The 20,510-nt window shown below is 61.6% G+C and carries 14 protein-coding genes, 3 tRNA genes and 1 pseudogene; 12 read left to right on the top strand and 6 right to left on the bottom strand.

Annotation, left to right across the window (positions count from 1 at the left end; all coding sequences use genetic code 11):
* The first annotated feature begins 38 nt into the window (after positions 1–38).
* Positions 39–1,562 carry a sensor domain-containing diguanylate cyclase gene (locus C2U47_RS22295; RefSeq protein WP_010674949.1) on the top strand — a complete coding sequence of 508 codons (1,524 nt, stop codon included), beginning with the start codon at positions 39–41 and terminating at the stop codon, positions 1,560–1,562.
* Positions 1,552–3,120, top strand: a complete 1,569-nt coding sequence (locus tag C2U47_RS22300) for an EAL domain-containing protein (protein WP_010674950.1) — start codon at positions 1,552–1,554, stop codon at positions 3,118–3,120. Before C2U47_RS22295 ends, C2U47_RS22300 begins: the two co-directional genes overlap by 11 nt.
* Here the strand turns inward: C2U47_RS22300 and C2U47_RS22305 are convergent.
* Positions 3,117–4,016, bottom strand: a complete 900-nt coding sequence (locus C2U47_RS22305; RefSeq protein ID WP_029314618.1) for an AraC family transcriptional regulator — start codon at positions 4,014–4,016, stop codon at positions 3,117–3,119. The two genes, C2U47_RS22300 and C2U47_RS22305, sit on opposite strands and share 4 nt — an antisense overlap.
* Positions 4,017–4,132: 116 nt before the next feature.
* Complete coding sequence (locus tag C2U47_RS22310) at positions 4,133–5,032, bottom strand: LysR family transcriptional regulator (RefSeq protein WP_010674952.1); 900 nt, start codon at positions 5,030–5,032, stop codon at positions 4,133–4,135.
* 100 nt (positions 5,033–5,132) lie between these two features.
* On the opposite strand from C2U47_RS22310, the gene C2U47_RS22315 reads away from it, so the two are divergent.
* From C2U47_RS22315 to C2U47_RS22325, 3 genes and pseudogenes are all read left to right on the top strand, one after another.
* A complete protein-coding gene (locus C2U47_RS22315; RefSeq protein WP_010674953.1) occupies positions 5,133–5,771 on the top strand; it encodes an NAD(P)-dependent oxidoreductase in 639 nt (212 codons plus the stop codon).
* A 341-nt stretch (positions 5,772–6,112) separates the two neighbouring features.
* A pseudogene (locus tag C2U47_RS22320) lies at positions 6,113–7,140 on the top strand (isopenicillin N synthase family dioxygenase).
* A gap of 92 nt (positions 7,141–7,232) precedes the next feature.
* Entirely contained in the window at positions 7,233–8,396 is a 1,164-nt protein-coding gene (locus C2U47_RS22325) for a trans-sulfuration enzyme family protein (RefSeq protein ID WP_010674954.1), read from the top strand.
* Positions 8,397–8,481: 85 nt separating this feature from the next.
* On the opposite strand, the gene folD is transcribed toward C2U47_RS22325, so the two are convergent.
* Positions 8,482–9,339, bottom strand: coding sequence for a bifunctional methylenetetrahydrofolate dehydrogenase/methenyltetrahydrofolate cyclohydrolase FolD (gene folD, locus C2U47_RS22330; RefSeq protein WP_010674955.1), 858 nt, complete (start codon positions 9,337–9,339; stop codon positions 8,482–8,484).
* A 203-nt stretch (positions 9,340–9,542) separates the two neighbouring features.
* On the opposite strand from folD, the gene C2U47_RS22335 reads away from it, so the two are divergent.
* The 6 genes from C2U47_RS22335 to C2U47_RS22360 all read left to right on the top strand — a co-directional run bounded on the left by C2U47_RS22335 (position 9,543) and on the right by C2U47_RS22360 (position 15,715).
* Positions 9,543–9,619: transfer RNA gene (locus C2U47_RS22335), tRNA-Pro, on the top strand.
* A 36-nt stretch (positions 9,620–9,655) separates the two neighbouring features.
* Positions 9,656–9,732: transfer RNA gene (locus C2U47_RS22340), tRNA-Arg, on the top strand.
* A gap of 46 nt (positions 9,733–9,778) precedes the next feature.
* A tRNA-His gene (locus C2U47_RS22345) sits at positions 9,779–9,854 on the top strand.
* Between the two features lie 521 nt (positions 9,855–10,375).
* The gene (gene katG / locus C2U47_RS22350) at positions 10,376–12,550 is read left to right on the top strand and encodes a catalase/peroxidase HPI (RefSeq protein WP_010674980.1); all 2,175 of its coding nucleotides are present in this window, start codon (positions 10,376–10,378) and stop codon (positions 12,548–12,550) included.
* 330 nt (positions 12,551–12,880) lie between these two features.
* Positions 12,881–14,398, top strand: a complete 1,518-nt coding sequence (locus C2U47_RS22355; protein WP_029314641.1) for a DUF1254 domain-containing protein — start codon at positions 12,881–12,883, stop codon at positions 14,396–14,398.
* A 96-nt stretch (positions 14,399–14,494) separates the two neighbouring features.
* Positions 14,495–15,715, top strand: a complete 1,221-nt coding sequence (locus C2U47_RS22360; protein ID WP_010674982.1) for a DUF1254 domain-containing protein — start codon at positions 14,495–14,497, stop codon at positions 15,713–15,715.
* 322 nt (positions 15,716–16,037) lie between these two features.
* Here the strand turns inward: C2U47_RS22360 and C2U47_RS22365 are convergent, their stop codons facing one another.
* The 3 genes from C2U47_RS22365 to C2U47_RS22375 form a co-directional block, all read right to left on the bottom strand.
* A complete protein-coding gene (locus C2U47_RS22365; protein WP_233735842.1) occupies positions 16,038–17,441 on the bottom strand; it encodes a 6-phospho-beta-glucosidase in 1,404 nt (467 codons plus the stop codon).
* A gap of 42 nt (positions 17,442–17,483) precedes the next feature.
* Positions 17,484–18,992 carry a PTS transporter subunit EIIC gene (locus tag C2U47_RS22370; protein ID WP_010674984.1) on the bottom strand — a complete coding sequence of 503 codons (1,509 nt, stop codon included), beginning with the start codon at positions 18,990–18,992 and terminating at the stop codon, positions 17,484–17,486.
* A 118-nt stretch (positions 18,993–19,110) separates the two neighbouring features.
* Positions 19,111–19,869 (bottom strand): MurR/RpiR family transcriptional regulator, encoded by a 759-nt coding sequence (locus C2U47_RS22375; RefSeq protein WP_029314645.1) that lies wholly within the window; start codon positions 19,867–19,869, stop codon positions 19,111–19,113.
* Between the two features lie 456 nt (positions 19,870–20,325).
* On the opposite strand from C2U47_RS22375, the gene C2U47_RS23585 reads away from it, so the two are divergent.
* Positions 20,326–20,448 carry a hypothetical protein gene (locus C2U47_RS23585; protein WP_258057335.1) on the top strand — a complete coding sequence of 41 codons (123 nt, stop codon included), beginning with the start codon at positions 20,326–20,328 and terminating at the stop codon, positions 20,446–20,448.
* Positions 20,449–20,510: the final 62 nt, after the last annotated feature.

Raw genomic sequence — 20,510 nt, forward strand, 5'->3', positions numbered from 1 at the left:
CCCTGATTGAGACAATACCAAGCCATCAGCACACGCCTATGAATGAGACCGCCCACCAAAATCTGCACTGCGATACCCAGCTCAACGTCACCTTCGGAGTCATCATCCTGACCCTGCTTATCGCCCTGATGGCCGTCAGTGTCAGCATCCGGACCTCTGCCGAGCGCAAGTACCACAAGGTGGCGGCCATGTTCGTGCACAACATGGCGACCCAGTCCATCGAGCCACAGTTCAAGTCACTGGAGCATGTCCTCAACGAAACGGGCAGTGTCATCGATGAATCAGGCCTGGATGCCTTCCTCAATGAGGATCATACGCCCCTTAGCCTCTCCCTGATGCAAACGTTGGCGCTCACCCCCTATGTGAAGAGCATCCTGCTCGCCGATCCGCAGGGGCGGTTCAACGCCATCCCCCATCTGCCGGTCGAGGAGCACGTTGATGCCAGGGAGCGCCCCTGGTTTCTCGCGGCCGCCGTGCGAACCCTCTTCGTGCACTACACCGACCACTACACCAGCAAGTTCGATGACAAGAGCCGCAGCGTCTCCGTCTCCCGCCCCCTGCTCGACAAGGAGGGGTTCTTCCTCGGCACCCTGGCCATGAACGTGGATCTCGAGCAGATGAGCTATCCCCTGCGTCAGCTCATGAGCCCTCTCAAGGGGGAGTTCTACCTGGTCGATCGGGCAGGCGACATCCTGCTGCACTCGGATGTGGGGAACCTGTTTCGCCATCGCGTGGACCGCCGGCTCATCGAGCAGATGACCAACGGCGCCGACCACCTCTTCGATGCAAAGCGCCAGACCCACCTCTACTACCACTCCTTCTCCAACCCGGACTGGTTCGTCATCTATGCCGTCAGCGATGCCAGGTTCAAGGAGGTAAGCAGCCGCGAGTCCCACCAGCTCCAGATCACCCTGGTGGGCTGCATGCTGATCTGCCTGCTCTGCTGGTGGTCCTTGCGTCATGTGCTCAGCAAGATGATCTTCGAGATCATCGCCCTGATGCGCGCCGGACGCATCCACGCGGGCAAACCGGGGGATCAGTTGCGCCAGGAGATCCAGAACGGCCATCGCCAGATGCAGGAAGCCGTGGAGGCGTCCAACACGGATGCCCTGACGGGCCTGTTCAATCGCCGCTGCTTTGACAAGGCACTCGACGACCAGCTGATCGCCGGCCGCCCTTTCTGCCTGGGGTTGATCGATCTGGACAACTTCAAATCCATCAATGACACCCACGGCCACCCGGTCGGTGACGACGTCCTGTGGGCGGTGGCCCGGAAAGGGCGGCAGATTGCAGGCAAGGAGGCCACCCTCTATCGCTACGGCGGCGAGGAGCTGGCCATCATCATTCCCGGGGAGGACAGCGTCAGAGCACGGAGGCTGATTGAACAGTGGCGCACCCAGGTGGCACAGCGGTCATGGCGCGAACCGGAACTGGTGGTGACCTTCTCTGCCGGGTTGGGACTGTGGCGACAGGAGTCCGCCGAGCAACTGCTGGCGCGGGTCGATCAGGCGCTCTATCAGGCCAAGGATGCCGGCAAGAATCGGGTGCACCATGCCGACTGATCCCCTGGCACAGCGTCTGCGTCTGGCCATCGTGCTCGGGCTCCTCTTGCTGGTCGGCCTCACCGCCCTCAACCTCCTGCAGGCGGCCAGCGGCCTTCGCAAGGACAACGCGCGCAGCCTGAACCATGCCCGGGCCATGATAGAGAGTGCCATCAACGACGGTCAGTCCCTGGTTAAGGCCGCCCGCCCCCTCGCCATGGGCCGCTGCCAGGATGAGCAACTGGCCCTGCGCGACCTCATCACCGCCTCCCCCTATGCGCGGGCACTCTATGTGCTGGAGGGGCAGCAACTGCGCTGTACCACCCTGCACAGGCCCATCCTCACCCGGGATATTCCCCGTGGCCCGGCGGGCAACCAGACGCTGATCCTCGCCAGACACAGCCCCATCACCGGGCAGACCGCCATCCTCTACCGTCAGCCATCCGGCGATCGCACCCTGCTGGTGGAGCTGGACGGCTTCCACATCTTCGGCGCCTTGCAGGCCGTGATGGGAGAGGACAACCTCTTCTTCCTCCTCGGGGACCAGGCCCTCGATGGCCACGGCAGGACCCTGCCCGCAGCCCGCCTGCTGGAAGGGGGACAGCGTCTGCAACAAAGCGAGCCCACCGCTCATCCCTATCGCCTGGTGGCGCTCAACGGTTACAAGGAAGTGCTGGCGTTTGCCTGGGCGTACAACCAGGAGAACCTGCTTGCCGCCCCTGTGCTGGCGCTGTTGCTGGGGCTGCTCACCTTCTATCTGAGGGGGCGCAGCGGCTCCCCTCGCAGCGAGCTTGCCAGAGCCATGGCGGCCCGGGAGTTCATCCCCCATCTGCAACCCGTGATGGACAGGCAGGGGCGCCTGCGCGGTTGTGAAGTGCTGATGCGCTGGCGTCATCCCACACAAGGGATGATTGCCCCCAACCACTTCATCCCCCTCGCGGAGGAGTGCGGCTACATAGTGCCGATGACTCGCCAGTTGATGGCCCAGACCCGGGATTATCTGGTCGGGGTGGCCAACAGGCTGCCCCTCGGCTTTCACGTCGCCGTCAATGTCTGCGCCCAGCACTTCAAAAACCAGGACATCGTCGCCGAGTGCCGCGACTTTCTTCGCGCCTTCCCGGGTCAGGATCTGCGTCTGGTGCTCGAGGTGACGGAGCGGGAGATGGTGGATGCGGACGAGCAGACCCGCGCCATCTTCGATGCCCTGGACGAGCTGGGCGTGCTCATCGCCATCGATGACTTTGGCACCGGCCACTCCAGCCTCTGCTATCTGCAGATGTTCCATGTGGACATCATCAAAATCGATCGCAGCTTTATCAAGGGAATGAAAGAGGAAGGCCCCTCCCGCCATATCGTCGAAAACATCCTGGATCTCGCCCATCGCATGGGGCTGGCTCTGGTCGCCGAAGGGGTGGAGACCCAGGAACAGGCCGAGATGGCACGCCACTATGGCATCGACTACCTGCAGGGCTTCTACTTCGCCAAGCCGCTGCCACCGGCCCAGTTCACTGATCTCCTGACCAGCGCCACACGCCCGGAGCCATCCCGGCGCCATGCCGGGGTGAGCCTCCTTCCCTAACGAGGGGCGACGGGCAGCCAGTACTCCATGGTGGCGTCGGGCTGCTGGCCGTCAAAGCCGGGGGCATAGCGCTCCAGTTCGAAACCGTCCAGCCCCCAGTATGCCGACTCCGGCAGCCAGTGCAGGATGAACCAGTGCAGGCTCTCCCCCAGCTGGGCAATGGGTCCTTTGTGGGTGAGCACGGCATACTCCTGAGCCGGCACGTTGAGACTCGACAGGCCGGGGGGCGTAGGCGCCGTCGTGGTCACCCCGGCCCAGTAAGGCAGCCGTTCCCCTGCCCCCGATACACCCACCACCCCCAGCCATTCCCTCGACAGGTCCAGCGCCCCCGTCTCGCGCAGCGCTCGCCAGATGGCGGGCACCGTCTGCTGAAAATCCGGTGAGGCATCGAACAACCCCCGGATCGTGCCACTGACTCCCTGCAAGGTGAACGCCGGCAGGCTCTCTATGCGCACCTGCACCAGGTTGGGAGAGGCAGAGCGGGGGACCGCCGCCCGCACCAGGGGCGTGCGCAACCCCAGCCGCAGGCCCCGCTTGCGATACGCCAGCGGCGAGCAGCCAAATTGCTGCTTGAAGGCGCGGCTGAAACTCACTTCCGAGCCAAACCCGTGATCCAGCGCCACATCCAGCACCCGCAGCCGGGTGGAGAGCAGCGCCTCCGCCGCCATGCTCAGCTTCAGCTCGCGCACATAGTGAGCCACCGTCTGGCCCGTCTCATGCAGGAATACCCGTTGCAACTGCCAGCGGGACCAGCAGCTCTGCCGGGCCAGCGCCTCCAGGGAGAGCGGCTGATCCAGATTGGCATGGATGTAGTCGAGCACTCGCTCGATGCGGATGAGGTGGGCGCGCGCCTCGGGTGCCGGCTCACGGAGTGGGTGGGGAGAAGTCGGTGTCATGATGCGCTTGAGACCACGCCAGCAGAGGGCGCTCTGGCCCGGGAGGGCCACATTAAACAGGGGTGTCGCGCCGACCGCAAGGCCGGCGCACCGCCTGGCTATTCATCCCGCCCCGCTCAGGGTAGACGGCTCTGGCCATGCTCGGCAAAGTGGCTGCGAAGGGCGCTGATCACCCGCCGCACCTTCTCCGGGATCTCCCGCTGGGGGGTGATGGCATGGATCTCCATGGGAGGGGCCAAAAAGCCCGGCAGCAGCACGAGCAATCGACCGGTGGCGATATCTTCTTCTATTTCACCTTCCGGTTGCAGCGAAATCCCCTGCCCTGCCAGGGTGAACTGGCGCAGGGGCAAGACGTTGTTGCACAGCACCCTGGGCTTGGGCTTGATCTTGTGGGCCTCCCCCTTCTCGTCCAGCAGCAGTATCCCACCCCCCAGCATGTCCGAGGCCAGCCAGTCGTGGGCCAGCAGATCCGCCGGGCTGCGCGGCGTGCCCTTGCGTGCCAGATAGGCGGGCGAGGCACACAGCAGCATCCGGGTCTGACCCAGTCTGCGCGCCACCAGGGTGGAATCTTCAAGCGTGCCGACCCGCAGCGCCACGTCGATGCGATCCTTGATGAGATCCCGCTTCTCGTCGTCGGCAATGATCTGGATGCCCAGGCCCGGGTGCGCCTGCAGCAGCGGCGAGAGCGCCCGCGCCAGGGGCTGGCCCGCCATCCCCACCGGCGCGGTGATCCGCACTTCTCCGAGCAGGCTGTCGCGCACCTCCGAGAGGCGCAGCTCGGTGTCGTTCAGGGTCTGCTGCAACGACTGGCAACCCTGCCACACCACTTCCCCCGCCTCGGTCAGGCTGAGGCGGCGGGTGGAGCGGTGCAGCAGGGTGAGGCCGAGCAGGCTCTCCAGCTGGCTGATATGCTGGCTGACGGCGGACGGGGTCATGCCGAGGGCCTTGGCGGCGCCGGTCATGCTGCCCGCCTCCACCACGGCCGCGAAGATGGCGTAGCGTCTGAGCTGATCCATTATGAAGCCCTGCTTACAAGTGAATGCAATTTTAAGTGGATTATTAAATCACACTCGGGGGCGTAGGATAGCCCCATTCCCACAGTGAAGGAGAATTCCCATGAAGATTGCCCTCATCGGTGCCAGCGGTTTTGTCGGTTCAGCCATCCTCCAGGAGGCCGTCAGCCGCGGTCATCAGGTCACCGCCATCGTGCGTGACGTGAGCAAGGTCGCCGCTCACCCGCAAGTCACCGCCGTGGCGGTGGACGCCCAGGACAGCCAGGCACTGGCCAAGGTGCTCAAGGGGCACGATCGGGTGATCAGTGCCTACAACCCGGGCTGGAGTGCCACGGACATCTACGATCAGTACCTCAAGGGGGCCAGCGCTATCGTGGCCGCCGCCAACGACGCCGGGAGCTGGCTGCTGGTGGTCGGCGGTGCCGGCAGTCTGGAAATCGCCCCGGGCGTGCAGCTGGTGGACACCCCGGAGTTCCCGGCAGAGTGGAAGCAAGGGGCCCTCGCGGCCCGGGATGGTCTCACCGCCCTTCGCCGGGAAACCACCCTCGACTGGCGTTTCGTCTCCCCACCCGTGTTCCTCGAACCCGGCGAGAAGCGCGGCGGTTACCGCCTTGGCACGGATCAGGTGCTGTTCAGCGGCGAGCAGCCCGCCGGGATCACGGTCGGCGATCTGGCGGACGGGGTGCTGAACGAGGTGCAAGCACCGGCTCACCTGCGCCAGCGTTTCACCCTGGGTTATTGAGGAAAGGCGCGCCAGCAACCCTTCCCATGACAGTCCCACGGAGGGAGGCGGATGCCTCCCTCCGCCTTTTCTCTCCCGCGTCTATCCCGTCACGCCAATGTCGCTCTCACCCGGTACGGCAGATCGCCGCCTGAGCCGCCCGTTGCTCGTTCCATTCGCTCAAGTCCGAATTCCATTTCGAATTTTGTATATAACTAAGAATATTTTGTTGCTTCCACCTTATAACCTCGAACAGTAGCATCACCCTCAACCCAAACGGCGCCACTCAAGAAGAGTGCGCCCCGGTTTCGCAACACCCCGCACGCCGGGGCACGCAGACCCCGTTCACGGAAAGTGAGGAGATGCCCATGACCACCCCATCATTGCCGATCATCGATCTCGCCGCCCTCAAGGGCACCCCGGCTGCACGCAGCCAGATGCTGGCGCAGCTTGGCCAGGCCGCCCGCGAAGTGGGCTTTTTCTATCTGGTGGGCCATGATCTGAGCGAATCGGCGCGCCAGGAGACCCTGGCGCTCGCCGCCCGCTTCTTCGCCCTGCCACTTGAAGAAAAACTGGCGGTGCAGATGGTCCACTCCCCCCACTTTCGCGGCTACAACCAGGTGGGGGCAGAGCCACCCGGGCACGGCCGGATCTGCGGGAGCAGTTCGATATCATGAACGAGGCCCAGGCCCTGCCTGTGGCGCACATTCGTGAACCCTGGCAGCGCCTCATCGGCCCCAACCAGTGGCCCGCCGCCCTGCCCGAGATGAAGACACGGCTGCTGGCATGGCAGGATCGACTGAGCGACATCACCCTCACCCTGCTGGATGCCTTCGCAGAGGTGCTGGGGCAGCCCGCCGGAGTATTTGATGAGAGCATTCGCGGTGCCCCCTACCAGCACATGAAGCTCATTCACTACCCCGGACAACCGGAAGGCAGCAGTGGTCAGGGGGTAGGTGCCCACAAGGATCCCGGCTACCTGACCCTGGTGATGCAGGACGATCACTCCGGGCTCGAGGTGGAGACGGCAGATGGCTGGATCCCCGCGCCCCCCCTGCCGGGCGCCCTGGTGGTCAACATCGGCGAGCTGCTGGAGCTCGCGTCCGACGGCTACCTCAAGGCCACCCTGCACCGGGTGGTGAGCCCGCCTCCCGGGGTATCGCGCCTCTCCTGCGCCTTCTTCATGGCGGCAAGGCTGGATGCGACTGTGCCACTGCTTAGCCTCTCCCCCGAGCTGGCGGCGCTGGCCGAAGGGCCCCAGAGCGATCCCGCCAACCCGCTCTTTTATCAGGTGGGGGAAAACGTGCTCAAGGGGAGGCTGCGCTCCCACCCGGATGTGGCGGCCCGCCACTATGCAGGCGAGCCGCAGCGCGAGCCAGCGCTAGTCTGACAACCCGCCACACGACATTAGAAAAGGGGCGCGACGGCGCCCCGGATAACACAAGCAGTCGGGCAACAGCCTGGCAATGACGGAGTACAAAAATGAAATTCAAGACCATGAGCGTGCACAGCGGCCAGCGGATCGATCCCCAGACCGGCGCCCTCACCACCCCGCTCTACCAGAGCAGCACCTTCAGCTACTTCAACGCCCAGGCGGGCAAGGAGCGCTTCGCCGGTCAGGCTCCCGGCTTCATCTACAGCCGCTTTGGCAACCCCACCACCGCCGAGCTGGAGCAGAAGCTGGCAGCCCTCGAAGGTGCAGATGAGGCACTGGTGGTGGCAAGCGGCATGGCGGCGGTGAGTGCCATCATGTATGCCCTGGCCGACAGCGGTGATGAAGTGGCCTATATCGGCCCCCTCTACGGCGGCACCGATGCCTTCCTCAAGCAGACCTTCAGCCGCGCCGGCATCAAGATCACCGCCTACGAGAGCGATCAGGCGCTGCTGGCCAACATCCGCCCCGCCACCAAGGTGGTACTGTTCGAAACCCTGACCAATCCCACCCTCAAGGTGGTGGATCCGCGGGTGGTGGTGGAGGCGGCCCGCAAGGTGGGCGCCATCACGGTATGTGACAACACCTTCCTCACCCCCTACCTGCTGCGCCCGCTCGAGCTTGGCATCGACATCGTCATGCACAGCGGCACCAAGTATCTGGGCGGTCACGGCGACATCATCGCCGGGGTGGTGGCGGGTCGTCATGAGCTGATGAAGTCGATTCGCACCGTGGCCCTCAAGCACATCGGCTCTCCCATCGGCCCGCAGGAGGCCTACCTGCTGCAACGGGGGGTCAAGACCCTTCCCCTGCGCATGGATGCCCACCTGCACAACGCCCAGAAGGTGGCCGAGTTCCTGGATGCCCACCCGGCGGTGAAGAAGGTGATCTACCCGGGCCTTGCCAGCCATCCGGGCCACGATGCCCTCGGCGCCTTCGCCAGCGGCTTTGGCGGCATGGTGAGCATCGAGCTGGAAGGGGGGTTTGAGCGCAGCGCTACCCTGCTCGACAACCTGCAACTCTTCGTGCAGGCGGTGAGCCTCGGCGATCTCGAGAGCCTGGCCTGCCATCCGGCCAGCACCACCCACGCCGCCATGGACGAGGCGAGCCGCCTCGCCGCCGGGGTCAATGACGATCTCATCCGCTTCAGCATCGGGGTGGAAGACGCCGACGATCTGATTGCCGATCTGGCCGCCGCCCTGGCCCTCCTCTGATATCCAGTGGCGATCCGGGGGAGTGACGCAATAAAAAAAGGGAAGGCAATGCCTTCCCTTTCTATTTTTCTGCCCGGCGCCCTCATCAGGCGTCGTGGTAATCCTGGCAGGCGCTCAGGGTGTTCTCCATCAGGCTGGCGACCGTCATGGGGCCCACGCCCCCCGGTACCGGCGTGATGAAGGCGGCATGATTGCGCGCGGTCTCATACTCCACATCTCCCACCAGGGAGCCGTCCGCAAGGCGGTTGATGCCCACGTCGATCACCAGGGCACCGGGTTTGACCCACTCCCCCGGAATGAAGTTGGGCTTGCCCACCGCCACGACCAGCAAGTCGGCCCGGCGCACCTGGGTCTCCAGATCCTGGGTGAAGCGGTGACAGGTGGTGGTGGTGCAACCGGCCAGCAGCAGCTCCAGCGTCATGGGGCGCCCCACGATGTTGGAAGCCCCGACCACCACCGCATGCAGACCGTGGGTCTTGACGCCTGTGGTCTCGATCAGGGTCATGATCCCCTTGGGGGTGCAGGGTCGCAGCGCCGGGATGCGCTGGGCCAGACGACCCACGTTGTAGGGATGGAAGCCATCAACGTCCTTGTCGGGACGAATGCGCTCCAGTACCTGGGTGGTATCGCAGTGGGCCGGCAAGGGCAACTGCACCAGGATGCCGTCCACTTCCGGATCCTCGTTGAGCTGGTCGATCAGGGACAGCAGCTCCGCTTGTGTCGCCGTGGCGCTGAGGTCATAGGAGCGGGAGACAAATCCCACCTCTTCACAAGCGCGACGTTTGCTGCCCACATAGACTTGGGAGGCCGGATCCAGCCCCACCAGGATCACCGCCAGACCCGGTGCCCGTTTCCCCTGCGCCAACCGCTGTTGGACTTGCGCTGCGACCTGATTGCGAATCGTTTGCGCAACCTGTTTTCCATCAATGATTTTGGCAGACATCGTTCTTCACTCACCATGTGTTCAACTGCGGCGCATTGTCGCATTTTTTTGGCGCGGGTGTTAGCGGCTCTCGCAGGGAGGGCAATAAGTAGGCACTTGAATTTACTGGTGGAAAAAGTCGTTGACGCTGACTTTGGCGCTTGGGTATGATGCCCGCCCGTTGCCCAGTGGTGCCGCCGAAGGTATGCTGGATGGCGAATTTTCGGTGATTAGCGCAGCCCGGTAGCGCATCTGGTTTGGGACCAGAGGGTCAAAGGTTCGAATCCTTTATCACCGACCAGGTTCATCGGGAAATCCCCGGATTTCTTGATACAACGCGCCCTTAGCTCAGTCGGATAGAGCAACGGCCTTCTAAGCCGTGGGTCGCAGGTTCGAATCCTGCAGGGCGCGCCATCGATACTGATGAGTTTGATTGCTGTATCGAAGGCAGATTTCAGTGGTGGCTGTAGCTCAGTTGGTAGAGTCCCGGATTGTGATTCCGGTTGTCGTGGGTTCGAGCCCCATCAGCCACCCCATTATTCCCCTCCAGGCTGGGATCAGCCTGATGAGACAGCAGCACGCTGTCTGTTTGGACCGGCCACTGGCCGGTCTTTTTGTTTCTGCGCCGTCCGCTTTTTGGCGCAACGCCCCCACCCCATCCTCTGGCGCTCGGCGTCCTGCTCAGGACGCAATCCGGACCGCCGTCACAAAAATGGGGTTTTCTGCCCCGCTCAAGACAAGCCCTCCTCATGCCATGACCCAGCGCAAGTCCAGGTCTGATCCCTCGTGTTATGGATAAAAAGATTGATAACACGGCTGCCAGGGCGCTCCTTCCTTCTCTTATCCCTTGTCCAGGAGCAGCCAAATTCGATGGCACCGATTCATCTTTTCGTAATACGGTCATCCCATCCTTAATCAATTAGCTGAAATATAAGGAGTTATTGATAACCCCCCGATGCCGGTCCAAGGCCCAACCTGTCACATGCCCCGCCGGTTGCAGGAAAAGTTCCCATACTGAGTTGTCTGCATTGCACATGACTGCCAAGGAGAGACAGAGATGAGTGAAGAAAGCAAATGCCCCTTCAACCACACCGCCGGCGTCGGCAGAACCAATCGAGATTGGTGGCCGAACCAGTTGCGGCTGGATCTGCTGCATCAGCATTCCCCCGGCGCCGATCCCATGGACAAGGACTTTGACTACGCCAAGGCCTTCGCCAGCCTGGATTACAAGGCACTCAAGAAAGATCTGGTCAAGCTGATGACGGATTCCCAGGAGTGGTGGCCGGCGGACTTCGGTCACTACGGCCCCCAGTTCATCCGCATGACCTGGCATGCTGCGGGCACCTATCGCACCACCGACGGTCGCGGTGGCGGCGGCCGTGGCCAACAGCGCTTCGCCCCCCTCAACAGCTGGCCTGACAACGTCAACATCGACAAGTCCCGTCGCCTGCTCTGGCCCATCAAGCAGAAATACGGCAACAAGATCTCCTGGGCCGATCTGCTGATCCTCGCCGGCAACGTCGCCCTGGAGACCATGGGTTTTCGCACCTTCGGCTTTGGCGGTGGGCGGCCCGACGTGTGGGAGCCGGATCAGGACGTCAACTGGGGGGATGAAATTGCCTGGCTCGGGGTCGATCCCGATCGGGTCAAGGGCGATCGCGAGCTTACGGCCCCCTTCGGGGCCACCCACATGGGCCTCATCTACGTCAACCCGGAAGGGCCCAACGCCAGCGGTGACTACATGGAGGCGGCCAAGGACATCCGTTCCACCTTCGGTCGCATGGCCATGAACGATGAAGAGACGGTCGCCCTTATCGCCGGCGGCCACACCTTCGGCAAGGCCCACGGCGCCGCGCCCGAATCCCACAAGGGGCCAGAGCCGGAAGCCGCGCCTCTGGAGGCCCAGGGCCTCGGCTGGATGAGCGACTACGGCAGCGGCCATGGCAAGGATACCGTCTCGAGCGGGCTCGAAGTGATCTGGACCAAGACACCGGCCCTGTGGAGCAACAACTTCTTTGAAAACCTGTTCAACTACGAGTGGGAGCTGACCAAGTCGCCAGCCGGCGCCAAGCAGTGGGTGGCCAAGGATGCCCCGGAGATCATTCCCGATGCGCACATCCCGGGCAAGTTCCACAAGCCGACCATGCTCACTACCGACCTGACCCTGCGCTTTGACCCCGAGTTTGGCAAGATCTCCCGCCACTTCTACGAGGATCCGCAGGCCTTCGCCGATGCCTTCGCCCGCGCCTGGTTCAAGCTGACCCACCGTGACATGGGCCCCATCGCCCGCTACCTGGGGCCGGAGGTACCCAAAGAGGAGCTGATCTGGCAAGACCCCATCCCCGCCGTCAATCATCCCCTGATCGATGACAAGGACGTGGCCCTGCTCAAGGAGAAGATCCTGGCGGCCTCCCTGTCCGTAGCCGAGCTGGTGTCGACCGCCTGGGCTTCCGCGTCCACCTTCCGTGGCTCCGACAAGCGTGGCGGCGCCAACGGTGCCCGCATCCGCCTGGCTCCGCAAAAGGAGTGGGCCGTGAACCAGCCTGCCCAGCTTGCGAAGGTGCTTCAGGCCCTCGACGGGATACAGCAGACCTTCAACGCTTCCGCCACCGGCGGCAAGCGGGTATCCCTCGCCGACCTCATCGTGCTGGCGGGCGGCGTGGGGGTCGAGCAGGCCGCGAAGAGAGCCGGTGTCGCCGTGACCGTGCCCTTCACTCCGGGCCGGATGGATGCCTCCCAGGCCCAGACCGATGTGGACTCCTTCGCGGTGCTCGAGCCCCTCGCCGATGGATTTCGCAACTACGCGGGCGAGTGCGCGGGCTTCGCGGAGACCATGCTGATCGACAAGGCGCAGCTGCTCACCCTGAGTGCCCCCGAGATGACGGTACTGGTGGGCGGCATGCGGGTGCTCGGCACCAACGCGGGCAACTGCCACGGGGTCTTTACCGCCGCCCCGGGTACCCTCTCCAACGACTTCTTCGTCAACCTGCTCGACATGGGCACGGAGTGGAAGCCGGCGGCGGGCAGCCAGGGAGTCTATGAAGGCCGTGATCGCCAGAGCGGCAAGGTGAAGTGGACCGGAACCCGGGTCGATCTGGTGTTCGGTTCCAACTCCCAGCTGCGCGCCCTGGCGGAGGTCTACGCCAGTGCGGATGCCAAGGAGAAGTTCGTGAAGGACTTCGTGGCGGCCTGGACCAAGGTGATGAATCTGGATCGCTTCGACCTCGCCTGAGGCTAAAGCACTGCTCGACCACCAAGCCCGGTATCACTACCGGGCTTTTTTATCGATGCTAAAGGGGAGTCCCATCCCTCCCCTTTGAGTGCTGCCATCGACCAACCCGCAAGGGGAGATGGCCAATGCCCCCAGCCCCGGGAAACCAGGAAATACCCCAGCAGGGCCTGACGCGCTCACCTTCATGGGCACAACCCCATTTCAATGAGTGGACATGATCGCCGTCCCATGAAATGTTCACGTATGACACTCAGGCCCGAGTCTTCACAAGAATCCTTCTATAGTCATCGGGATAGAATTGAAGCGACCCACATCAGCAAGGATGTTTAAATGCCAATTACACGCAGAGAGTTTTACAAGCTAGCACTGGGATCCGCCGTCGGTCTGACGACATTGAGACTTCCGACTCCGGCGTTTGCCGAAGGGTTGTCACTGAAGACACCACTGCGCCATGGCGCCGGCCAACCAGGTGAAACCGAGAGTGGCCTGCCGCCAGCGGGCTCCGTCAGCTCGGTCGAAGATTTTGAGTACCAGATCAAGTACCAGCGGGCCTTCGAGGCTGTCTTGTGGAACATGCCGGCGGTCGCCATCTACAGCTTCCGGCGCGCCGCCTTCGACAATCTGGGTCTCAAAGACAACGACATCATCGCCTATGCCAAGCCTGCCACCCCGCATCTCGAGGCCATCACGGCCAACAGCACCACCCCCTACATCACGGCCTTCACCGACTTGCAACACGGCCCCACCGTGCTGGAAGTGCCCGCTGCGGGCCCGGATGGCAGCCTGTATGGGCAGATTGTCGATGCCTGGCAATTCACCATCGCGGATGTGGGCCCGGCAGGGCTCGACCAAGGCAAGGGCGGCAAGTTTTTGCTGACGCCCCCCGGCTACAGCGAGCCGATCCCGGCCGGCTATCTGCATGTTCCTTCCCCGAATTATCGCGTGGCGTTTGCCTTTCGCTCTGTGCCAGCGCCCGGCAAGTCGACGAACGATGCCTATCACTACTCCAAGCGCCTGCGCATGTACTCTCTCTCCGAGGCGAGCAATCCGCCGACCCAGCGCTTCGTCGATCCGGGCAACAAGCGCTACCCGACCCTGCCCTACTACGACGAGCGTCACTTCGACGACCTGCATGCAGTGGCCAGCGTCGAACCCGTGCGCGAGCAGGACAAGGTGATGATGGGGATGCTCACCTCCCTTGGCATAGGTCGCGGCACCTCATTCAACCCGGATGAGAAAACCCGCAAGGCGATGCGCCAGGCGGCCATCGATGCCTGGTTCTACATGCAGCATTGGTATGACAATTTCCCGAAGGAGAAACGCTACTGGCCTGACAGGCACTACGCCTCCCTCTTGCAGAGCGATGACAACAAGACCTTCACCTTCACTTATGAGGATCGCATCGACCTCATCAATCGCGCCGCCGAGTACTTCTGGTGTACCTATATGCCCAAGGCGCTGAGCGATACCCCGGCCACCCAGTACCTGATGTGCCTCGCGGACAACAACGGCAAACTGCTGGAAGCCGGTCAGCTCTACAAGCTCACCATCCCGGCCAAGATGCCGGTCAAGCAGTTCTGGGCACTGACGGTCTACAACCGCGACACCATGTCCTTTATCTACAGCGAGAGCGGGCGCACCACCCTCTCCTCCTACGATCTCGACAAGATGGCCAAGAATCCGGACGGCAGCATCACCCTCTACGTGGGCCCGACCGCCCCGCCAGGCAAGGAAAACAACTGGATCCCGACCAGTGGCAAACGCCCGCTGCCGGCCATGCGTTTCTATGGCCCGACCGACGAATTAAACCACAAGACCTTCAAGCTGGCGGATTTCGAGCGCGCATAAACCATGAACAGGAGTGGAGCACTTATGAGAAAGCTATCCCTTGCGGCAGTGTTATGTATCGCAGCCATGCCTGCCATGGCACAAATCACTGATAAAATGGCACAAGATGCCTATATCTACGGCTATTCCATGGATGAGGCCTACAAGTTCTTCTATGAAACGGCGGTCAAGACCGACACCCCGCTGAACCGCTTCCAGAACATTCGCCACCTGGCGGACGATACCTACACCGATCACCCGACCATCAACAACGATACCCTGCACCTGCAGGGCTGGTTGGATCTCAGTGCGGAGCCGGTGATCATCAGCGTGCCGGACATGGACAAGGGCCGTTACTGGATCCTGCACACCATGGACATGGGCCATTACACCACCTCGATGATCGGCTCCCGCACCCACGGCACCAAGGGGGGTCACTTCATGTTTGCCTCCCGTAGCTGGAAAGGCGAGACGCCGGCCAGCGTCACCGAGGTGATCCGCGTCGACTCCGACATCCTCAAAGTGATGGGCCGCATCATGGCCACCAGCAAGGACGACGAGAAGGTCGCCCTTGGCTACATGGATGACTGGAACGTGCGCACCCTGTCGGCCTATCTCGGCCAGCCTGGGCCCAAAGCCACCGAGCACCAGTGGCCGGATCCGGCGAGCACCAACTGGTTGCAGCGGGTCAACTTCGTGCTGTGTCAGGGGGACATGGGCACCGCCGACAAGCACTGGCTGGCGCAGTACAAGGAGACGGGCCTCGCGCCCTGCAACACCAAGCTGAGCGCGGCGCAAATGGCCGCGGCGAAGCAAGGCGAGAAACAGGGCTTGGCCTATCTCAACGCGCTCCTGCCCAAGATGACCAGCTCGGAAGGGCTGCTCGGCACCCGGGCTGAGCTTCAAAACCAGAAGCGCGATCTGTTCGCCGAAGGCACCCTGATCGGACAATGGGGACTACCGCCGGAAGAGTCCGTCTATCTACAGGCACTCAAGGGATCCGATGGCCAGAGCATCAACGGCGCCAACGGCAAGCAATACCGCATGCATTTCAAGGCGCCCGAGGTCAGCCAGTTCTGGTCCTTCACCGTCTACGGCACGGATAACAAGCTGATGGCCCATAACACCATCAACCGCCACAGCCGTGGGGATCGCACCCTCAAGCCGGGCCCGGATGGTATGTACACCATAGAGCTCAGTGCCAAGGGGGATGCCAGCAACCCGAACTGGCTGCCCATTCCGGAGAAGGATGCCTACATCATCATGCGGCTGTATGGGCCGAACAAAGCCATTCGCGAAGGCAAGTACCCGATGCCGGTGCTGGAAGTAGTGAAATAGCGGTGAAATAAGGCACATGGGCTCACCGCGCTGGCTGGCAGACAAAATCCGAGGGGGGATGGCAAACTAAGGCAGCGTCTGAGCGGTACCAGGCAGAACAGCCAAAACAAAAAACCGACCATCAGGTCGGTTTTTCTTATTGCGGATAAGGGCGGGATCCACGGCTCGACAACTCAGTGTCGACATGTCACACCAGCCTTGTCAGGGGAAGATATTACACTGCCTTTACATTAAAAAACCTGCATAGCCACATAGTTAAATGGCACTTTGCGGTATCAATAACAGGTTTTATTTAATCAAGGCAGCATATTGAATCACCCAGTTATAGTGTCCCGCCGTTGCTGGCGATGACCTGGCGATACCAGTCGAAGCTGCGCTTCTTGCTGCGCGCAAAGCTGCCGCTGCCGTCGTCGTTCTTGTCCACGTGGATAAAGCCGTAGCGCTTGCTGTACTCCCCTGTGGTGAAGGAAACGCAGTCGAGACATCCCCAGGGGGTGTAGCCCATGACATCCACCCCGTCTTCGACGATGGCGAGCTTCATCTGCTCGATATGGGCGCGCAGGTAAGCGATGCGGTAGTCATCGTCTATCTCTCCCCGCTCGTCTTTCTGATCCCGCGCCCCGAAGCCGTTCTCGACGATAAACAGCGGCTTCTCGTAGCGGCCATAGAGCAGGTTCAGGGTGTAACGCAGCCCCACCGGGTCGATTTGCCAACCCCATTCTGAGGCCTTCACATGGGGGTTGGGTACACTGCCCTCGAAGCCCGACAAGGCGGTGCCCGTGCCGGCGCCGTGGGCCCGCACCGCGTTGCTCATGTAGTAGCTCAGCCCGATGTAATCGGCGCAGCCCGCCCGCAGCGTCTCCTCATCCCCCGCTTCCATGACAATCTCATAGCCCTTGCGTTGCCACTCCTTGCGGATATAGGCGGGGTAATGGCCGCGCATGTGAACGTCCCCGAACAGGAAGCGCTCGCGCATGGCGATTTCCGCATACATCACATCGTCCGGGTGGCAGGAGTAGGGGTAGAGGGGCACCATGGCCAGCATGCAGCCGATCTGCAAGCCCGGGTTGATCTCATGGCCCAGACTGACCACCTTGGCGCTCGCCACGAACTGATGGTGCAGCACCTGGTACATACACTCTTCCGGGTTCGGCTCCTGGTTGTAGATGACCCCGGAGCAGCAGTAGCCAAACAGCGGCACCTTCCAGTTGCGCTGGTTGTTGATCTCGTTGAAGGTCATCCAGTATTTGACCTTGTGCTGGTAGCGGCGCAGCACCACCTCGCTAAAGCGCACGAAGCAGTCCAGCACGGTGCGGCTCTTCCAGCCGCCGTATTGGGTCACCAGGTGGTTCGGCATCTCGAAGTGGGAGAGCGTGATGACAGGCTCGATGCCGTGGCGCAGCAGCTCGTCGAACATGTCGTCATAAAAACGCAGCCCCGCCTCGTTCGGCTCGGCCTCATCCCCCAGCGGGAAGATGCGCGACCAGGCGATGGAGGTGCGAAAACACTTGAAGCCCATCTCGGCAAACAGTGCGATGTCGTCTCTGTAGCGGTGGTAGAAATCCACCGCCTCGTGGTTGGCGTAGCGATGACCGGCCTCAATCTTGTCGGTGATGACGCGCTCCACCCCGTGGGCGCCGCTGGTGAGCACATCGACGATGCTGAGCCCCTTGCCGCCCTGATCCCAGCCCCCTTCTACCTGGTGGGCGGCGACCGCCCCCCCCACAGAAAGTCTTTCGGTAATGCGTTGTTCATGACTTGTCGCTCCTTATACGGCTTTGGATGTCAGCGGCTGGGGTTGGCTTATTTCGGCATCTGTCTGAAAGCCCGCCATCCAGGAGAAGATGACGCCCAGGGTAAAGGCTACGCCGATGGAGAGCAGGAAGCCCAGGAACTGCGCCATGTGGCCCTCTTTGAAGAACACCGGCAGCACGGCGATGCCGGGGATGCAGTAACTCCAGGAGACCGCGTTGAAGGCTCCCGCGACCGTACCACCGATGGCACCGGCCAGGCAGCCGCAGATGAGCGGGCGTTTGAAGCGCAGGGCCACCCCGTAGATGGCGGGTTCGGTGATGCCAAACAGGGCGGTCACGCCGGCCGAGAGGGTCACGCTTTTCAGCTCGGGATCCTTGGCCTTGAAGTAGACCCCGAACACGGCGCCGGCGATGCCGAACACGGCGGAGGCTTGCAGGCCGGTAAAGGTGTCATAGCCCAGGGTGGCGTAGTTGCCCACCGTCACCGGGGTGATGCCCCAGTGCACGCCGAGGGTCACCAGGGGTGTCCAGACAGCCCCCACCACGAAGCCGGCGATGGACGGGCTCAGGTGATAGAGGGTGTTGTAGATGCCACCGATGGCGCCGCCGATGAGGTTGCCGATGGGGCCGAAGGCCAGCAGGGTCAGGGGCACCATGATGGCGAGGCAGAACATGGGGGTGAAGAGGTTGCGTACCACCACCGGCAGGATCCGCTCGAAGAAGCGCTGCACATAGGACATGGCCCACACCATCAGGATGATGGGGATCACCGAGGCCGTGTAGCTCAGGTACTGCACCGGCAGACCGAGGAAGCTGAGCGGCGCGCTGTTAAGGGGAACCCCCACCAGGTTGACGATGGCCTCGTTGATGGCCGGGTTCTCCATCGCCGACTGCATCAGCGCTTGCACCGCCGGATCCGCGGAGTTTGCCAGGATGATTTTGTTCGCGGTCAGCATGTTCATGTAATCGGGCGACACCAGGGCGCAGGCGGCGATCACGGCGGTGAAGGGGTTCACGTTGAACTTCTTGGCCGCGGTGAAGGCGACCATCACCGGCAGGAAGGTAAAGCCGGTCCAGGAGACGAAGTTGAGGATGCGGAAGGTGCCGCTGGCGGTGTCCATCCAGCCGATGGCGGCGAAGAAGGAGATGAGCCCCTGCAACACGCCGCAGGCGGCCAGTGGGTAGAGGAAGGGGGCGAAGATGCTGGAGATGATGTCCATCAGGTGGTTCACCATACCCACCTTGGGGGCGTCGACCACGGCGTTTTCGTCGATCTGCACCCGTTTTTGCACTTCCCGATAGGCATCCCCGACGTGGTTGCCGATCACCACCTGCAGCTGACCGCTGGACTCGATGACGGTGATGACCCCTTGCACCCGTTTCAACACCTCCTTGTCGACCCGTCCCATCTCTTTTAGGACAAACCGCAGCCGGGTGGCACAGTGGGTGACGCTGATGACGTTGCTGTCACCACCAATCAACTCGACGATCTGTTTCGCCGAGTCCGCATAGTTTATTGCCATAATGATCCTTCCCTGCCATTTATTAATTAATATCGAAACAATTCAAATGTTATGAATCGATGGTAGGGAAAGCATTCATCCTTGTCACGATATAACAAAATACCCGCTTTGTTACTTGTTACATAAAAGACACACCCTGTGACACCTCGGCACTTATCTTGTTTGCCAACTGGCGACCGATGGATTCGATGATATAAATCACCGGCACCTGGGTGGTAATATCATATTCATTGTCGACCACCAGCCTGGCCGCATGATATGAAATATTGAAATCCGCCATCTGGGCCAGGGTGGATTTATTATTGCTGGTAATAGTGATGAGCTTGCAGTGATGAAACAGAAACTGCTTCGCCAACTTGATTATCTCGGTGGTCTCCCCGGAGACCGAGAGCACGATCGCCACCGCCTGTTTGTACATGTCGGTGTTGACCGGGTAGTAGGGATCATCGATGTGGTTGCTGAACTTGCCGATGTTGGAGAAGAAGCGCGCCCCGTAGCGCCCCAGCGTGCCCGAGCTGCCCGCCCCCACGAAGATCACCCGCTCGGCCCCCGCGATCTGCTCGGCGGCGCTCGCGATCAAGGCGTCGAATTCGTCATTGTTGATGCTCTTGAAAAAAGAGAGGAACTCGTTGGCACCGTGTGGCAGCGATATTTCGCCGCGCTTCTCGGCATTCATTTTTAGATAGGCTTTGAATTCCGCATAACCGCTGCAATTCATCTTCTTACAAAATCGCAATATGGTGGCGGTCGACACATCACAGGCTTCGGCCAATTCCCTGACCGTCATATAGATAACCGTCTGATGGTTCTTTATTACATAGTTATATACCTTGAACTCGAAGGCATTTAATGTTGAGACCAACTGATTATTAAACATGGTAATTCACCGAGCGCAGCCGCGTCCTTATTCAGGATGATGTCACGCAGTGTAACAAAAGGAGTGACCCGGTCGAGGAAGGATAAATCTAAACGCTCGAACTGTGATTACTATCACAATCACGCCGGCAAGATTTTCGCGTATCTGCCCATGGCTTCGATGAGAGAAGGAATATTTAGGCTCTGCATGGAGCCTAAATTTTTAGCGAATGTCATTGTGTCTATTAGTGGCACGCAATATCAGGTTATCGGTGAGCAACCCCTCCATGGGATCAGCAAGTCCCGCGATGCCAGCAGAGGGTGAGCGTATTTGTACGCTTCGCCCCCAAGGCGCCTGAGCACATGGTGCCGCGATCACGGTGCAGCCGTATGCCTCGAAATGGCTCATGAGGACGGCGTACTGTCGGTAGTCCAGCTCACTGTATTGCAGGAAGGGGTAGACGCCAGGGATTCCATCTTGTCGTCATTGCTGAACGCACCTTCCATCGCGACCCTGTTTGTGAAACCGGGCCGCGTGGCGATCCCTGCCGAGCAATTTGATGCCTATGAGATGGCAACGGATGAGCTGCCTGTCGACTAAGGGCTGCCCCGGGAGTACAAGTACAGAAATGTCCCCTCTATCTCCAAGCTGAAGAGATAACA

This window comes from Aeromonas sp. ASNIH7, from assembly GCF_002903485.1.
Taxonomy (GTDB): Bacteria; Pseudomonadota; Gammaproteobacteria; order Enterobacterales; family Aeromonadaceae; genus Aeromonas; species Aeromonas caviae.